This window comes from Longimicrobium sp., assembly GCA_036377595.1.
Taxonomy (GTDB): domain Bacteria; phylum Gemmatimonadota; class Gemmatimonadetes; order Longimicrobiales; family Longimicrobiaceae; genus Longimicrobium.
The window spans coordinates 1-15,648 of record DASUYB010000014.1 but is presented as its reverse complement, the minus strand read 5'-3'; the positions used below and the strand labels follow the sequence as shown (position 1 = coordinate 15,648).

Below are 15,648 nucleotides of genomic sequence, written 5' to 3'. Positions count from 1 at the left end.
CGGGCGGCGATTCCCCATCCTTCCAAGGAGCCCAGATGCGAAAGCTGAAGCTGGATGCCGACACCCTGCGCGTGGACTCGTTCGTCAGCGACGAGGCGCCGGACGCGCGTGGCACCGTCGCCGCGCACGCCCCGACGCGCAACTGTCCTCCCGCCACGGCGATGACCTTCTGCGAGACGAACTGCGACTGCACGCTCGGGTGCCCGAGCATCGCGCCGTGCCTGACGGAGCTGTGCACCACCACCACCCTCTGAACCCTTTCTTCACCCATTTTCCAGGAGCCAGGATGCGCAAGCTGAAGCTCGATCTCGACCACCTGCGCGTGGAGTCGTTCGCGGCCGAGGCCGCCCTCGCCGACGCGGGCACGGTGCACGGCCACGATATGAAGCGGGTGACATTCGGCCTCTCGTGCCAGAACAGCAACTGCAACTCGGCCTGCGTGGCCAATTGCACCGGCCCCTACCCGTGCTGAAACCTCGCCTTTCTCAGGAGCGAAGATGCGCAAGCTGAAGCTGGAGGCGGACGCCCTGCGCGTGGAGTCGTTCGCGGTCGAGGTCCATGCGGCCTGCGAGGGGACGGTGCACGCGCATGCGACGCCGCCCACGTACTGCGGGAACACGTGCGCCGCGACGTGCGAGACCAACTGCGACTGCACCCAGATCCTGAGCTGCCCGCACCGGTGCACCTTCGACACCACCGCCTGAAGCATGCGGCGGGTGCCCGCCTTCCCGCGGGCACCCTGTCCGCTTCTCATTCCACCAGGGAGGCCGGATGCGCAAGCTGAAGCTGGACCCCGACACCCTGCGCGTAGACTCGTTCGCCGCGCAGAAGCAGGACAACGCGCCTAAGGGTACCGTGCGCGCGCAGTCGTACGTCACCTTCGACCCGTGGCAGGCGTGCTCCGAGCCGGCCAGCCAGTACTGCATGGAGACGGACTACCACTGGTACACGTGCGGAAACTCGTGCATCAACGCGTGCTTCCTCACGGGCAACGATCCGACCTGCATCAACTGATTCGCCCCGGCGCCGTCGTCCGCTCCCGGGCGGCGGCGCCGTCGCATCACCCAGGAGCCGGAGGAGATCATGCGCAAGCTGCGGCTGGAGCTCGAAGCGCTCGAGGTGGAGACGTTCGACACCCGCGCCGAAGCGACGGAGATCGCCGGCACCGTGCGCGCGCACGGCTCGTTCGACCCGTGCGGCCCGCCGCCCGAGACCGCCGACCCCAACGTGTTCAGCTGCAACATCCTGTCGTGCGGCGGCACCTGCTGGCTCACCCCCAACGTCTGCGGCAGCTGCGGCTGCGGCGAGAGCGCGTTCGACCCCTGCGGGTGAGCGCGGCCCCTTCGATCACCCTTCACCATTCGCGCGAGGACATACCGATGCCAGGAATCCGGCTTCAGCCCGACGACCTGCAGGTGGAGTCGTTCACGGTGCGCCCGGACGAGGACGCGCCCGCGGGCGAGTTCTACAACACGGGCAACGACCACTGCACCGGCCCCACCTACGTCGTGGTCACCTGCGCCACCTGCGGCGAGGAATACGACACCTGCGCGTACACCTGCGAAGACAGCTGCGACGTCTGCGGCTGGACCGGCGCGAAGCCCATCTGCCTCGATTGAGCGCAGCGCCATCCACGACTCAGGGCGCGGAGACCCGGCGCACCAGCCGCACCTCGGTCCAGGTGCGGCGGAAGCCGACGTTCTCGTTGGCGCGCAGCATCGCCGGGTTGCCGGTGCACGTCTCCATCGTCCCCCGTCCCGTGGTGCGGGCGTGCAGCGCGGCTCGCGCCTTCAGCGCGTTCGCCACGCCGCGCCCGCGGTAGGCGGGGTGGACGGCGGTGCCGATCGAGCCCGTCAGCCCGGCGTATCGTTCTCCGTGGATGGCGATGAAGAAGGCGTCCGGGTCCGTGGGGAACTCGTCCATGCGCCGCAGGAACGCCTCGAACGTCATCGGCGGATCGGGGACGGGCGGCGGATCGGGATCGCGCCACCCCTCCTGCGCGGCGGCGTAGACCTCCCACAAGTCACGCAGGGAGTGGGGATTGCGCCGCTCCTCGGCCGCCAGCGTGGTGAGCGCGAATCCCTGCGCGGCGGCCGCCTGCTCGTACGCCGCCAGCCGCAGCGGATCGATCGCGCGAACGTCGAGCGCGAGGCCGAACATCCGCATCGTCTCCGCGAAGCCGCGGCGCGCGAGGAAGCGGAGCGCGTCCGCCGCCCCGGCGTAGGCGCGCGCCTGCACCGTCGCCGCGCCGTCTTCCGCCGCGGCGGCGACCGCCGTCTCCAGCATCGCCCCGCCGATCCCCCGCCGCCGCCACGCCGGCGCGACGTCCAGGTCGATGCGGAAACGCCGGTCGCGCACGCGCCAGAGCGCCGCATAGGCGACGAGGCCGCCGCCGGACGGGTCGGCGGCGGCCCAGCGCCGCGCGTCGGGATGGAGCTCGCCGCGCCGGAGCTGCTCCGCCTCGTCCGCGCGGTGCGGCCACTCGGCGGCGATCAGCGCGGCGGCCGCATCCGCGTCGCGCGGCTGGAACGGGCGGATGGATGCGGCGCTCACCGCCTGCCGGCGCGGAGGAGGAGGCCGCGCGTCCAGACGAGCACGATCAGCGCGGCTCCGCCCGCCACCAGCATGGGTGCGTGCACCCAGGCGCCCACCGCGGCGATCGCCATCCCCACCAGCCGCACGACCTGCGCGTGCGGGGTCATCCAGCGCCGCAGGTACGCGCCGAGCCGGGAGCGCCGGACGCCGTCGAAGCGGCCGAAGCGGACGAGCAGCACGGAGGCGAGCGCGGGCGGAACCAGCATCACCACCAACGCCGGGACGAGCCGGCCGCGCCAGAGCAGGACCAGCGCCGCCGCCGCCGTTCCCCAGTCCACCAGCAGCTTGAGCGGGTGCACCTGGTGGTAGAGGACGCGCTCGCGGAGCGTGAGCGAAGTCCCGGCGGCCATGCTCGCGCTCACGCGCCGGCCGGCGCGAAAGCCAGGATCGCCGCGCCGGGCGTGGGGGTGACGCGCACCTCCTCGCCGGGAGCGGCGGCATTCGCGCCGGCCTGCACCAGGATCTCCGGCCCGCCGTCCACGGCGACGCGGTAGAAGGAGAGCGAGCCGGCGAAGCGGCGGTCCAGCACGCGCCCCGTCAGCCCGTCGACAGACGGATCGCGGACGATGCACAGCGATTCGGGGCGCACCATCACCCGCACCGCCGCGCCCGGCTTCGCGTCGACCCCGTCCGCCGGGCGCGCGGGCCAGAGCGGGCCGGCGTCGAGACGGCAGTCGATGGCGTCGCCGTGCGGACCGTCGACGGTGGCGGGAAGAAAGTTGGCTCGGCCAAGGAACGCGGCGACGAACGTGTTGGCCGGCGACGCGTAGAGCGCCTCGGGGGTGCCGAGCTGCTGCAGCACGCCGCGGCTCATCACCGCGATGCGGTCGGAGAGCGCGAACGCCTCTTCCTGGTCGTGGGTGACGAAGACGGCGGTCATTCCCAGCCGCTTGAGCAGCGCGCGCAGCTCGTCGCGGGTGCGCTCGCGGAGCGCGGCGTCGAGGTTCGACAGCGGTTCGTCGAGCAGGAGCAGCGGCGGCTCGGGCGCCAGCGCGCGCGCCAGGGCGATGCGCTGCTGCTGGCCGCCGGAAAGCGCCTGCACCTTCCGCTTCCCGTAGCCCTCCATCTCCACCAGCGCCAGCGCCCGCTCGACCTTCGGCCTCGCGTCCGCGCGGGAGACGCCGCGCGAGCGGAGGCCGAACTCGACGTTGTCCCACACGTCCAGGTGCGGGAAGAGCGCGTAGTTCTGGAAGACCATCCCCACGTCGCGCTTCTGCGGCTTGAGCGCCGTCACGTCGCGCCCGGCGATCGTCACGCGGCCGCTGGTGGGGTGCTCGAAGCCGGCGATCATGCGCAGCGTGGTGGTCTTCCCGCAGCCGCTGGGGCCCAGCAGCGTCAGGAACTCGCCCTGCCGCACCTCCAGCGACACGTCGTCCACCGCGACGGTCTCGCCGAAGCGGCGCGTCAGCGATTCGAGGCGGAGAAGCACCGAACGTTCAGGCATCCGGCTCCTGACGAGCAGAATCGTGTCGATGACCTTCTACGATCAAGCGCAGAATAAATCTCTGGCCATCCCGGGTAATTTTGAACGAATCCTGCTGAGACTCATACCCGCGCTTATCTATGTCGGTGACTATCCCGTAGTATTCGAGGCGACGAAGTGCCCGCCGCAGGTTCTTCATGCTCCAATCAACTTGAATCGTCGGAATAACCTGCGTTCGTAGTACCCACACCACGTCTCGAATCGTCGGTTGATCTTGAGAAGACCACTTCGATATTCCGCGTAACATGTCAACGAATTCCGTGTCATATGGGTCGTCTGTAGGGACACACTCAAAGTTTTCACGCCGAAGCAGATCGAGAAGTTCTTCGTAGCGTAAGCCATTGTATAATTGGACTGAAACACTACTTTCCGCTATTTTGCGAAGGTCAGAATTTTCTTTCGCCAAACGAGCCAATTGTTCTGCAAGAGCACCGGTGTCGACGTTCTGTGCTCTAGGGACCCAACCAACGAGATCATCGCGACGGATGAGTTCAGCCATAGTTTCGTGAATCGCGAGTTTGATATCACGTGGATCACTCCAGAATCTCACGAGTCGTGTACCGAGAACTTGATCCCGAAAATCTCGGAGTTTGGATGCGTTCTCTGTTTCTATAGCTATTTCACCCAAGATCTTGATCCGCTCTTTCCGGTGCTGCTCTTCAATAACCACGGCAAACACAGGCTTTCCTCTAGCGACCGCGTATTCGTATTCCAGATGAATATAGCTCTTGCCACTATTTGGTTCGATGCTCCCATATCGCCCTCCTAACACGAGCAAAAACACATCGGATTCATCTATCCAGTTCTCAATCACCTTCATCTGAGATTGATCACCAGCCGCGAACAACTCCATTCCCGCGGGGATGTGCCCAGCAGTCAGGATAGCCTCAACCGCAGCTTGCCTCTCAGCTCGTAAGTCCTGATATGTAGACGATACGAACACTTGAAGCTTCTTCTTCTGAGTCATCGCTGTTGCTCCGTCCATAGATAGGCCGCCTCACCGCCCGCCCTTGCCGCGCACGTGCTCGTCCCAGTAGCGCATCCACTCGGGGGTCTTCTGCTGGAGGAGGGCCCAGTCCATCGGCTCGGGCTTGAGCTGGGCCTTCACCTGGCGCAGGCCGGGCGGCAGTGAGTCGTCGGGGACGTCGGTGCGCGCGGGAAGGCGGAAGAACTCGCGCGCGGCGGGGACCACGCCCGCGCCGCCGACCCACTCCACGAACTCCCGCGCGCGCTGCTGGTTCCGCGTCCCCCGCACCACGCCCACGCCGTCCACCAGCACCGGCGTGCCGCTGGTGGGGATCACGTAGTCGATCGGCCACGCGGCGCCCTTGGCCTTCAGCGCCTCGATGTCCGGCAGGTCCCAGAGCGTGATCAATCCCTCCTGCCGCGCCAGCTTTTGGTACAGCAGCGTGGGATTGAGCGTGTACTCCTTGGTCTGCGCGTCCAGCCGCCGCAGCCACTCGAACCCGGCCGCGGTGTCGCGCCCGGCGCGGATGCCGCGCTGGATGATCATCCCGAAGATCGCGCGCATGGTGCCGCTCTCGCCGGGGTTGCGGATGAGCACCTTCCCCTTCCAGCGCAGGTCCAGCACGTCGTCCCAGTCCTTCGGCGCGTCGGCGCGCGAGACGGCGGCGCTGTTGTAGGCGATGACCTCGGGCGTGAGATACGTGCCGTACCAGAAGCCATCGCGCGACTTCGCGTCGGCCGGCAGCGCGCCGGCCCACGACGGCGTGGAGCGCTCGAGGACGGAGTCGCGCACGCCCTCCTCGAACGTCACCGCGGGCGCGCCCCACCAGACGTCGGCCTGCGGGTTCGCGCGCTCGGCGCGGAGCCGCTCGAGGATCTCCTGCGAGCCCATGTCGAGGAACTGCACGTCCACCTCGGGGTGCAGCGCCTCGTACTTCTTTTCGAACGCCTGCAGCATCTCCCGCCCGTGCGGCGAGTAGATGGTCAGCACCTCGCGATCGTCGCCGCCCCCGCACGCGGCGAGCACGGTGGCGGCCGCGAGCGGCGTCAAACCACGGTAGATGATTCGCATCCGTCCAGGTCGAATCTCGATGTGATCCCCAGCCCCGCGACTCACCCCTGATCACCTGCGGAGGAGAGATCCCAGGGCAGGCGCGGCGCGGGATGCCTGATCTCGCGCGGCCGCGGAAGGCCCCCTCCCCCCGGCCCCCTCCCCCGCTTCGCAGGGGCGGGGGAGAACTCATCGCCGCACAAATACCGGCGCGACGAACCGATGCTTCAGCCGCAGTCCCGCAGGGACTTTGCGCAGTCGTTGCCGCGAATTCATTCGCCCGGCGAACCCGGCTTGCTCAGCTCGTCGCCGAAGAAGCGGTACATGCGCTCCAGCGCCTCGCGGGCTTTCGGCGCGCCGCGGCGCAGCTTGCCGATGTCGCCGCGGGCGGCGTCGACGATGCGGCGGCGGATGATGTAGCGGTCCTCCGGCTTGGCCAGCCCGGCGATCGACTCCACCAGCTGCTTCGCCTCGTCGCGGTGGCGCGGCGGGAAGTCGGCGTCGATCTGCTGCAGCGGGTCGTCGTGGCGGACCCGCTTCGGGCGCCCGCGCCGCTCGGAGATCCAGCGCGCCAGCCAGATCGCCGCCGTGAGCGCCACCAGCAGGAGGAGGAGGTCGCGCGGCGTCATCGATGCTTCGGCGGCGGCCGGGTGCCGTCGGGGAGCACCGCCAGCTCGCTGACGGCCTGCTTCCGCAGCCGGCCGAGGCTGCCGCGCGCCTCGCTCAGCATCCGGAACATCACTTCGTCACGCTGTTTCGGAGGCGTGTACGTGGTGGCGAACTCCAGCAGCCTTCGCACTTCCTCGCGCCGCCACCTGGGGAACTCGGCCTGGATCTGCTCCTCCGGTGAGCGATACGCCTTCTTCCGGCCGATGTCTCGCTTCCACCCCCGGTTGGCCACCACGATGGCCGTGCCCACCGCGGCCACGAACAGGAGATCGGCGAGGAGGACCATCGTCAGGCGGCGGTCAGCAGGAGCGGGCGGCCGCGGGTGATGACGATGGTGTGCTCGTAGTGCGCGGTGAAGCCGCCGTCCGCCGTGCGCACCGTCCACCCGTCCGCGTCCTCCACCGTGCGCCCCGAGCGCTCGGTGACGATCGGCTCCACGGCGATCACCAGCCCCTCGGTGAGCGGCTGGCGCAGGCGCGCGTCGTAGTGGTTGGGCACGCTCGGCGCCTCGTGGATCGTCCGCCCGATCCCGTGCCCCGCCAGGTCGCGCGCCACGTTGAAGCCGCGGCGCTTCACCTCGCCCTCCACCGCGCGGCCGATGGCGTTGACCGGGTTCCCCACCGTCGCCACCTCCATCGCCTTCTCGAACGCGGCGCGGGCGGCGGCGACCAGCGCGCGGCGCTCCTCGGGGACGCGGCCCACGGGGACGGTGACGGCGGCGTCGGCCATGTAGCCGTCCTTCTCCACCGTCACGTCCAGCTTCACCAGGTCGCCGTCGCGCAGCCTGCGCGCGCCGGGGATGCCGTGCACCGCCTGGTCGTTCACGCTGATCAGCATGTCCGCGGGGAAGCCGTAGACCAGCTTGGGCGCGGAGCGGGCGCCGTGCTCGCGCAGCGCCTGCCCCCCGATGCGGTCGAGCTCGGCGGTGGTCACCCCCGGCCGCACCGCGCGCTTCATCCGCTCGATGCAGATGCGCACGATGCGCCCCACGCGCTTCATCCCCTCCAGGTCCTGCTCGGTCTCGATGGACATGGCTTGCTCACGACCTCGATTCGTTGCAACCCGCAGCCGGTGAAATCCGGGTCCCCCGCTCCGAGCCGCCCGCCGGAGCCGGTGGGTTGAAACCCACCGCTGGAACTTCAGGAAGTCCGCCTTCGCGGACTCCCGCGTCGGCATCCTGCCTCATTCGATCGCCCGCCCGGCGACTTACTTCGCGCCCAGCGCCAGCAGGTTCGCGAACAGGCGCCAGGCACCCGGGACGCCCTCGGGGAGCTGGCGGAAGAAGGCCAGGCCCGTGTAGACGTAGGTGCCCTGCCCGTACTTCGCGATCAGCAGGCTTCCGCGCATCGGCGCCTCGCCGGGGTCGGTCATCTCCAGCAGCGGCGTGTACGCGGGGTCCCAGGTGTGCGCGAAGTAGAGGCCGCGCTCCTGCACCCATCCCCGCCAGTCGTCGTCGCCGATGCGGTTGGGCGTGGTGAAGACGGGGCTCGAAGGCTCCAGCACCTTCACCGGCGCCGCCTCGTCGGTCACGCGGTCGTGCGGGTCGGCCATGGTGATGGGATACGGCGTGAAGTGCCCCCGCACCAGCTCGTATTTGTTGTACTGCACGATCAGCGTGCCGCCGCGCCGCACGTACTCCAGCAGCCGCGCGTTGTTGGCGCCCAGGTCCGGCCGCACCTCGTACGCGCGGATGCCGGTGACGATCACGTCGTACTTCGACAGGTCGGCGCCCGCCAGCGAGTCCGCCGTCAGCACGCTGGGGATTATGCCGAACTGCGCCAGGATCCCCGGCCCCTCCTCGCCCGCGCCCTCGACGTACGCCACCTTCAGCCCCGCGGGCACGCGCACGTCGAACGCGCGCACGGTGGACGCCGCGTCGTGGTAGAGCGGCCGCGCGCGCACGTGGGGATAGTCGATCACCTGCAGCCCGCGCGTGTATCGCCGCCCGCCCTCCGCCTCGAACGCCGCGGAGAGGGAGATGGCCGAGGGCCGCACCCCCGCCGGCGGCGTCACCGTCAGCTCCAGCGCGTGCGGCTCGCCGGCGGCCAGGGTCACGCGCCGGCCGTCGAGGTCCGCGCGCCACCCCTGCGGCACGGTGATGCGCAGCGTGCCGCTCACCGGCTGCGGCGCCTCGCCCTGCAGGCGCACGCGGTAGCGCAACGCGCGCGGGGCGCCGCCGGTGGGAAGGATGCTGGTCTCCGGCTCCAGCATCACCGAGACGGCGGGGACCACCATCACCGGGCGGCGCAGCTCGCCCTGGCGCGGGTCGACGGCGCGGAAGCTGGCCTCGCGCTCCATCGGCACCTCCACCTCGGCGACCCGGACGCGCGCCACGACCCGCAGCGGCGCCGGCTCGAACGGGCGGGAGACGACCGACCAGTCGTCGGGCCAGCGGTAGAAGTCGCCGTCGCGCGGCTGGCGCAGGAAGTAGGGGATGGTGGGCGATGCGTCCGCCGGCACGCGCACGCGGAATCTCCGCCGCACCAGCGCACCGGGCGCCACCTTGTCCGTCGGGAGGGGATCGACCGCCGTCACCCCCCAGCCGTTGGGGAGAAGCGGCTCAAGGTTGCTCACCGCCATCGACGCCGATCCGCCGTTCCACAGCGTCACCTCCATCCCCAGCTCCTGCCCAGGGACGATGCGCTCGTCGTCGGCCACGGCGTCCAGCTCCAGCCCGGCCGCCATCGCCAGCGCCTGCTCCGCCTGCCGGATCTCGTTCTGCGCGGCGAACGTCGCTCCCTCCGCCTTCCCCATGTCCTCGCGGAGCGCGCGCACGGCGGCGGCGAGCGGGTCGGCCAGCGCACCGGGGTCCAGCATCGCCGCGGCGGTGCGCGCGCGGGCGACGGCACGGTCGTACGGCGCGAGCGCGGCCGCGCGCTGCGAGAGCGTGGTGTCGATCCCCTCCCACAGCGAGCGCTCGCGGCCGGCGGAGGCGGGGACCACGCGGCGCAGGTAGCCGTAGCGCGGGCCGGCCAGTTCGGGGCGACCCATGTCCTGCGAGCGGTGGCGCGAGCGGCTCGCCATCGCCAGCTGGAAGGGCGAGCGGCCGATCAGCGGGTCCATCCCCCCGAGCGCGATGGCGACGCTCGCGCTGGCGCTGTCGCCGCGCTGCGACACGTAGTACTCGGCCGCGCGGAAGGCGGGGAGCCCGGCGCGCAGCTGCTCGGGGAAGCGGTTCGGATCTCCCGACGCCTCGTACGCCTCGCGGGCGATGATGCCGGAGGCCTGGTGCTGCCCGTGTCCGTCGCGTGGCGTCCCGCTCCATACCGAGACGATCACGTCCGGGCGCCAGAGGCGGATGACGCCCACCACGTCGCGCAGCAGCTCCTGGCGCGGCCAGTGGCGGAAGGTCTCGTCGGGCGTCTTGCTGAAGCCGAAGTCGTAGGCGCGGGTGAAGAACTGCATGGCGCCGTCCACGCGGCGTGCCGCCAGCAGCTCCTCGGTGCGCAGCAGCCCCAGCGCCTCGTGCAACTCCGGCCCGATGCCGTTCTGCCCGCCCTCGCCGCGGGTGAGGGAGAGGTAGGCCACGTCGGCGCCCTGCTCCAGCGCCAGGCCGGCCAGCAGCTGCGTGTCCTCGTCGTCGGGATGCGCGCCGATCATCAGCACGCGCTTGGTGGTGCCCAGGCGCCGCAGCGCCAGCCCCAGCGCCGCGGCGCCGCGGTACTCGCCGATGCTGCCGCCGTCCTGCGCGGGCGCCGCGGCCGGCGCGGCGGGAAGCAGCGACAGCGCCAGCAGCGCCGCCGCGCGAACTCGTTTCGTGAACATGCGGCTAAGCTTGGGCGCCGCCCGGCGTGCGCACAAGGGGGTTGCTTCACATATGAACGAATTGGGTGATGCAGGGCCGGCGCACGGCTGAACGGGATACCGGGACAGGCGGCGGGGACGGGCGGCTGAAGCCGCGGCTGGAACATTGGGAAGCCTGCTGCGCAGGCTGCGGTGCCGGGCACTCGCGCGGACGGAGGAATCTCGTTGCGGCTCCCCCCGCGAGCGGTTGAAGCCTCGCGCGATTTGCGAGGCTTTTCGTGGTTGTTGTTGCGGCTTCAGCCGCCCGTCGGTGCGCTGTGCTGACCCGAAGGGACCATCAACGACGAAGGGGGAGCCGTGCGCGACGGCTCCCCCTCCTGTTGATCCCAGTCATCGCCTACTTGAACGGGCGGGCGAGGTAGACGACGCGGCCGTCGGGGAGGGTGGACCAGTTGACGTCGGCCAGCACCGCGCTGCCGTCGGGGCGCAGGAGACGGCGCAGGCCGCCGCCGTGCGTGGAGACCAACTCGCCGCGGCGCAGGGCGACCACGCGGTCGTCGAGCGGGAGGAGGTCCCACAGGCGGCGGCCGGCGAGCTCGTCGTGGCTGCGGCCGAGCAGCTGCCAGGCGGCCTGGTTGCTCTCCAGCAGGCGGCCCTCGGGGCTGGCGATCAGCACCGCCTCGGCCACCTGGTTCACCACTGCGCGGTGCCAGCGCTCGGCCTCGCGCGCGGCGTTCAGCTCCGAGCGCAGCCGCGCGGCCTCGCTGCGCAGCCCGAAGTGGCGCCACCCGATCACCCCGCTCGCCGTCAGCGCGAACGCGGCGACGGCGATCGTGGCCGCCGGCGCGCCCCGCCCGAACGCCAGCCGCGGCGCGATCTCCATGCTGACGCAGAGGACGATCACCGCGGCGGCGGCGTACATCACGGCGCTGCTCCACGCGCGGCGGCGGCGCTCGAGCTTCTGCGCGGGCTCGGCGGGCGCGGTCAGCAGTGGCGCGGGCTCGGACGGCGCGGCGCGGACGGGCTCGCTGGCGGCCGGCGCGCGGCGGGCCGGTCTGCGCGGGGGGCGCGCGAAGGTGTCGAGGGTGACGTGTGCGGCGGGCATGATGCGTCTATGGGGCATGGCGGGAGATGCGGTCGACGGAGATTGGCGAGCGGTGCATAGACAAGCGCCGTGCCAGATCCCCATCTCCCGAAAAAGCAAGCGGAGACGCGGGATTCCCGCGTCTCCGCCTGCCTTCCGACCGTCTCCCGGCGCGTATGGATTTCGATCGGTGTCGAATCTCCGGACGCGCGATCCGTCACCCGGAACGTTCGGGAGATGGCGGAGAGTGCGATGAAAGCGGAAGCCCTGCCGGGGGTGGGGTGTGGCCGGCAGGGCTTCGCGGGGAGACGGGGATCGCTGCGTCGCGTCAGAGCCTGAGCGTCGCGCCGAGCGAAACGCCGCCGCCCGGTGCGGGCGTGACGGAGACGGGCGGAAGTGCGGGCGCGGGCGCCGCGTCGACGCGCTCCCAGTTGGTGTGGCGGAAAGCCGGCCCGGTCATGATCCCCAGCAGCGCACCGAGGATCGCGCCGTCGGCGGTGAGCGCCACGGGGATGGTCTTGTCGCGCCCCGGCGAGCAGTCGGTGTCGGTAGGCTTGCACTCGACGCGGGCCACGGTCGCCCCGGCCAGCAGCCCCAGCGCGGCCCCGCCGATCAGCCCGAGCCCGCCGCCGCGCAGCATCGCCCTGCCGCGCGAGCCGCGCCCGGTCAGGCGGTACATCTCCATGACGTCCGACCGCACCACCGCGTCGCTGCGCCCGCGCCCTGCGATCACCACCGTGTCGGCCGTCACGCGGGAGATGGTGCCCGCGTAGCGCCCGGCCGCGCTCACCAGCCGTACCGTGTCGCCCGCCGCCAGCCCGCGCCACGCGCCAGGAGCCGTCGCCGCGGATTCTGTGGATACAGTTGGTGCGGCGGTTTCGGTCGAAGCCGTTCCGGACTCGGCCGGCGCGGCGGCCGGCGTGATGGTGGCGGGATCGGTCGTAGCGGGGGGGATCGGCACCGCCGCGACGGGAGACGGGACCGCCGGCACGGCCCGCTGCGCGGTATCGGCGCCCGCGGACTGCGCTCGCGCGGCGACGGGGACGACGGTGATCGCGATGACGAGCGGGATGCTGCGCAGGACGGCGGATCTCACGGCGGCACCACGGGCGTGGAATGTGGGGATGGGGGGCGCCGGAGCGCGCGAAGCGCCCCGGCCTGCCGGAATCGTGCCGCTGCGCCATCTGTTCCGCAAGAGACGCTGTCACGCCAACGCGTTACAGATCACTCGCGCACCGTGTGTGCTGCAAGACTGATCACTACTGGCGGAAGACGTGAAGAATCTCTCCCGGAAGAACGTGGGTGATGGTCTCGTTCAGCGGCTCGGCCAGCGGGCGCAAATCCTCGAGCTTCGTGCCGCCGGCCACAATCACCACGACCCCGAAGCTCCGGCCGGCAAGCCGCTGCTGGTACTCCATCTTTCGATCCGCCGTGACGAAGACTTCGATTCCTGCTGCCTCCGCCCTCCGCAACAGTTCGCCGTTGAGAACGCCGGTCCATCCTCGTTGGGCCACGGTCGTCACGTCGTGCCCCGGCAGCTCACGGGCGAGCAGCCGGGGCAGCATCTCATCCAGCAGCACCTGGCGGCGCGGCCGCGACTCGTCGCTCATGCGGCGTGGGCGAGCCCCGAAAGCAGGGCCTCCGCGGCTTGCTCGAGAAACGCGATAGCCTGCTCACGCTGAACGGACGGGAAGTTGTCCAGGAACTCGTCCAGTGTGTGCCCGCCCTCGATCCAATCGAGGAGGTTACGCACGGGTACGCGTGTCCCCACGAACACGGGTTCACCGCTCACGATCTCAGGGTGACTGTGGACCACCTTCGAGGTGTCCATGCGGCAACCTCCTTACAGGTTCAATGCTTCTCGCCCAACGAAGCTAATCGAATCAGCGTTGGGTCGCATGCTTCGCGTCCAGTCTGACCAAGCCGTGATCACTCGCGGAAAGTAGTGCGCGCGCGGGGCGCCGTCGAAACCGGCCCGAGCGCAGGCAGCAGTTGCGGAAACCGCCTCGCGGAGCCGCACGGGCACAGGTCGTTGCGGCCGAGCTTCTCGCTCAGTTCCTTGTCTCCGTGCACGATACGCACGCCGCGCCCGACGCGCGTCTCGGACGGGAAGCCCTTGCGCCGCTTGCTGGTGCGCTCAAAAGGACGGCTGGTCGGGGTGATTCTTCCGCTTCGCCATTGTCGAAACCCTCCACTCCAGAACGTCCGGAACTCCCTCGGACAGGGCCGGCGAACCATCGCGTCCGCCGGTGAGATCAATCGTTCGTCGCGCCTCACGCCAGATTGCCGTCCCGTGACCCGGGCTGTGTGCCGGACGCGGTTATAGATCCTTCGGGCCGGCCGACTTACAGCGCAGACGCGACGTCGGTCTGCCGGCCCTCAGGATGACGTCTCCTGGGCACTGGTCACTGGTCACTGGTCACTGGTCACTGGGCACTGGGCACTGGGCACTGGGCACTTCAAAGCCGCGGATCCACCGGCTCGGATTCGAGCGCGAGGACGCCGAACACGCACTCGTGCACGCGGCGCAGCGGCTCGCGGCGGACGAAGCGCTCCAGGCCTTCGATCCCCAGCGCGAACTCGCGCAGGGCGAGCGAGCGCTTGCCGCCCAGGCCGCGCACGCGCAGCCGCTCGAGGTTGGCGGGCTCGGCGTACTCCGGGCCGTAGATGATGCGCAGGTACTCGCGCCCGCGGCACTTCACCGCCGGCTGCACCAGGCGGTGCGGCCCCTGCGCGACGAACTGCAGCGGCTTCACCACCATCCCCTCGCCGCCGCGCGCGGTCATCTCCTCCCACCACGCCGTGGCCGCCGCCTCGGCCGCCTCGTCGGCGAGGCCGACGATGCGGTATTCCGTCGGGTACAGCAGCCGCCCCGCCGCCTCGCGGATGCGGGTGATCGTCTCCATGTGCCAGCGGTGGTCGCGGTCCACGTGCACCGCGCCCTCGGTGGCCAGGAGATGGAACGGCGCCAGCCGCAGGTCGTCGAGCGACGCCACCGGCCAGCAGTAGCGGCGGTACGCGGCCACGTAGTCCTCCACCATCCGTCCGCGCGCCTCGTAGCGCGCCAGTAGTGGATCCACCGGCGCGCCGCGATCCGCCGCCTGCCGCAGCGCGGCGACCGCGTCGCCCAGCCCGCCGCGCGCGGCCGCGCCGACGGCGGCGTACTGCTCGCGCACCAGCTCCTGCGCCTTGGCCGACCACGGCATCAGCTCGCAGTCCAGCACCGCCCACTCCGTCGCCAGCTCGTCCCACAGCCCCGCCGCGCCGATGCCGTCGCGCACGATCTCCAGCATCGCCGCCTCGAGCGCGGCGTCGTCGAAGAAGCGGCGGCCGGTGCGGGTGTACACGATCCCGATCCCCTCCCCCTCCACCCCGAATCGCCGCCGCGCCACCGACTCGTCGCGGCAGACCACGGCGACGGCGCGCGAGCCCATGTGCTTCTCCTCGCACACCACCGTCTCCACCCCCTCGCGGCGGAAGTAGGCGAACGCCTCGGCGGGGTGCTCCAGCAGCCCCGGCGCGCGGCTCGTCTCCGACGGCGACATCGTCGGCGGGAGATAGACCAGCCAGCGCGGATTCGCGGCGAAGCGGCTCATCACCTCCAGCGCCGCGGCCGCGTTCTCCTCGCGGATGGTGACGGTGCGGCTCAGGCGCGTCTCGACGATGCGCTTCCCCCGCACGTCCTCCAGCTCCAGCACGTCGTCGCGCACCGGCGGCTCCGCGCCCGGCTCGGGGAGGAAGGGCCGCGCCGGCTCGGCGTACACGCGCGCCGCGGGGACCGACACCAGCTCGCGCTCGGGCCAGCGCAGCGCCGTCAGGCTGCCGCCGAACACGCACCCGGTGTCGATGTTGATCGTCCCGTTCACCCACTCCGCGGCGGGGACGGGCGTGTGGCCGTAGACCACGGACGCGCGGCCGCGGTAGTCGCGCGCCCAGTCGTGGCGCACGGGCAGGCCGAGCTCGTCCACCTCGCCCGACGTGTCGCCATACAGCGCGAACTCGCGCACGCCGCCCGACGCGCGCCCCTGCATCTCCTCCTTCATCCCCGCGTGGGCC

At 70.9% G+C, this 15,648-nt stretch carries 20 protein-coding genes; 6 read left to right on the top strand and 14 right to left on the bottom strand.

The genetic code is table 11. The features are described 5' to 3' along the window. Positions 1–35: 35 nt before the first annotated feature. From VF092_01735 to VF092_01710, 6 genes are all read left to right on the top strand, one after another. Positions 36–254, top strand: coding sequence for a hypothetical protein (locus tag VF092_01735; protein HEX6746005.1), 219 nt, complete (start codon positions 36–38; stop codon positions 252–254). Positions 255–286: 32 nt separating this feature from the next. Continuing rightward, positions 287–472: a hypothetical protein gene (locus VF092_01730; protein HEX6746004.1), complete on the top strand. Its 186-nt coding sequence runs from the start codon at positions 287–289 to the stop codon at positions 470–472. Between the two features lie 25 nt (positions 473–497). Then, positions 498–704, top strand: a complete 207-nt coding sequence (locus tag VF092_01725) for a hypothetical protein (GenBank protein ID HEX6746003.1) — start codon at positions 498–500, stop codon at positions 702–704. Positions 705–771: 67 nt separating this feature from the next. Continuing rightward, positions 772–1,014, top strand: a complete 243-nt coding sequence (locus tag VF092_01720; GenBank protein HEX6746002.1) for a hypothetical protein — start codon at positions 772–774, stop codon at positions 1,012–1,014. 69 nt (positions 1,015–1,083) lie between these two features. Then, positions 1,084–1,332: a hypothetical protein gene (locus tag VF092_01715; GenBank protein ID HEX6746001.1), complete on the top strand. Its 249-nt coding sequence runs from the start codon at positions 1,084–1,086 to the stop codon at positions 1,330–1,332. A 47-nt stretch (positions 1,333–1,379) separates the two neighbouring features. Further along, positions 1,380–1,619 carry a hypothetical protein gene (locus VF092_01710; GenBank protein HEX6746000.1) on the top strand — a complete coding sequence of 80 codons (240 nt, stop codon included), beginning with the start codon at positions 1,380–1,382 and terminating at the stop codon, positions 1,617–1,619. 19 nt (positions 1,620–1,638) lie between these two features. Here the strand turns inward: VF092_01710 and VF092_01705 are convergent, their stop codons facing one another. The 14 genes from VF092_01705 to VF092_01640 form a co-directional block, all read right to left on the bottom strand. Then, on the bottom strand, positions 1,639–2,553 hold the full coding sequence (locus VF092_01705; protein HEX6745999.1) for a GNAT family N-acetyltransferase: 915 nt from the start codon (positions 2,551–2,553) through the stop codon (positions 1,639–1,641). Further along, positions 2,550–2,945 carry a hypothetical protein gene (locus VF092_01700; protein ID HEX6745998.1) on the bottom strand — a complete coding sequence of 132 codons (396 nt, stop codon included), beginning with the start codon at positions 2,943–2,945 and terminating at the stop codon, positions 2,550–2,552. Before VF092_01700 ends, VF092_01705 begins: the two co-directional genes overlap by 4 nt. A gap of 8 nt (positions 2,946–2,953) precedes the next feature. Then, on the bottom strand, positions 2,954–4,039 hold the full coding sequence (locus VF092_01695) for an ABC transporter ATP-binding protein (GenBank protein ID HEX6745997.1): 1,086 nt from the start codon (positions 4,037–4,039) through the stop codon (positions 2,954–2,956). Then, positions 4,032–5,045 carry a DUF4062 domain-containing protein gene (locus VF092_01690; GenBank protein HEX6745996.1) on the bottom strand — a complete coding sequence of 338 codons (1,014 nt, stop codon included), beginning with the start codon at positions 5,043–5,045 and terminating at the stop codon, positions 4,032–4,034. The genes VF092_01695 and VF092_01690 overlap by 8 nt, the downstream gene beginning before the upstream one ends. A 30-nt stretch (positions 5,046–5,075) precedes the next feature. Next, positions 5,076–6,116, bottom strand: a complete 1,041-nt coding sequence (locus tag VF092_01685) for an extracellular solute-binding protein (protein ID HEX6745995.1) — start codon at positions 6,114–6,116, stop codon at positions 5,076–5,078. A gap of 251 nt (positions 6,117–6,367) precedes the next feature. Beyond that, the gene (locus VF092_01680) at positions 6,368–6,724 is read right to left on the bottom strand and encodes a hypothetical protein (GenBank protein ID HEX6745994.1); all 357 of its coding nucleotides are present in this window, start codon (positions 6,722–6,724) and stop codon (positions 6,368–6,370) included. Then, positions 6,721–7,050 (bottom strand): hypothetical protein, encoded by a 330-nt coding sequence (locus VF092_01675; protein ID HEX6745993.1) that lies wholly within the window; start codon positions 7,048–7,050, stop codon positions 6,721–6,723. The genes VF092_01680 and VF092_01675 overlap by 4 nt, the downstream gene beginning before the upstream one ends. Positions 7,051–7,052: 2 nt before the next feature. Further along, positions 7,053–7,796, bottom strand: a complete 744-nt coding sequence (gene map / locus VF092_01670) for a type I methionyl aminopeptidase (GenBank protein ID HEX6745992.1) — start codon at positions 7,794–7,796, stop codon at positions 7,053–7,055. Positions 7,797–7,970: 174 nt separating this feature from the next. Next, entirely contained in the window at positions 7,971–10,529 is a 2,559-nt protein-coding gene (locus VF092_01665; GenBank protein HEX6745991.1) for a PIG-L family deacetylase, read from the bottom strand. 376 nt (positions 10,530–10,905) lie between these two features. Continuing rightward, positions 10,906–11,613 (bottom strand): PAS domain-containing protein, encoded by a 708-nt coding sequence (locus VF092_01660; GenBank protein HEX6745990.1) that lies wholly within the window; start codon positions 11,611–11,613, stop codon positions 10,906–10,908. Positions 11,614–11,920: 307 nt separating this feature from the next. Further along, the gene (locus VF092_01655; protein HEX6745989.1) at positions 11,921–12,688 is read right to left on the bottom strand and encodes a hypothetical protein; all 768 of its coding nucleotides are present in this window, start codon (positions 12,686–12,688) and stop codon (positions 11,921–11,923) included. 163 nt (positions 12,689–12,851) lie between these two features. Next, positions 12,852–13,202, bottom strand: a complete 351-nt coding sequence (locus VF092_01650; GenBank protein HEX6745988.1) for a DUF5615 family PIN-like protein — start codon at positions 13,200–13,202, stop codon at positions 12,852–12,854. After that, the gene (locus tag VF092_01645) at positions 13,199–13,423 is read right to left on the bottom strand and encodes a DUF433 domain-containing protein (GenBank protein ID HEX6745987.1); all 225 of its coding nucleotides are present in this window, start codon (positions 13,421–13,423) and stop codon (positions 13,199–13,201) included. Before VF092_01645 ends, VF092_01650 begins: the two co-directional genes overlap by 4 nt. Before the next feature lie 628 nt (positions 13,424–14,051). Further along, positions 14,052–15,648 (bottom strand): polynucleotide kinase-phosphatase (locus VF092_01640; protein ID HEX6745986.1); only part of this gene is annotated, 1,597 nt, incomplete at its 5' end.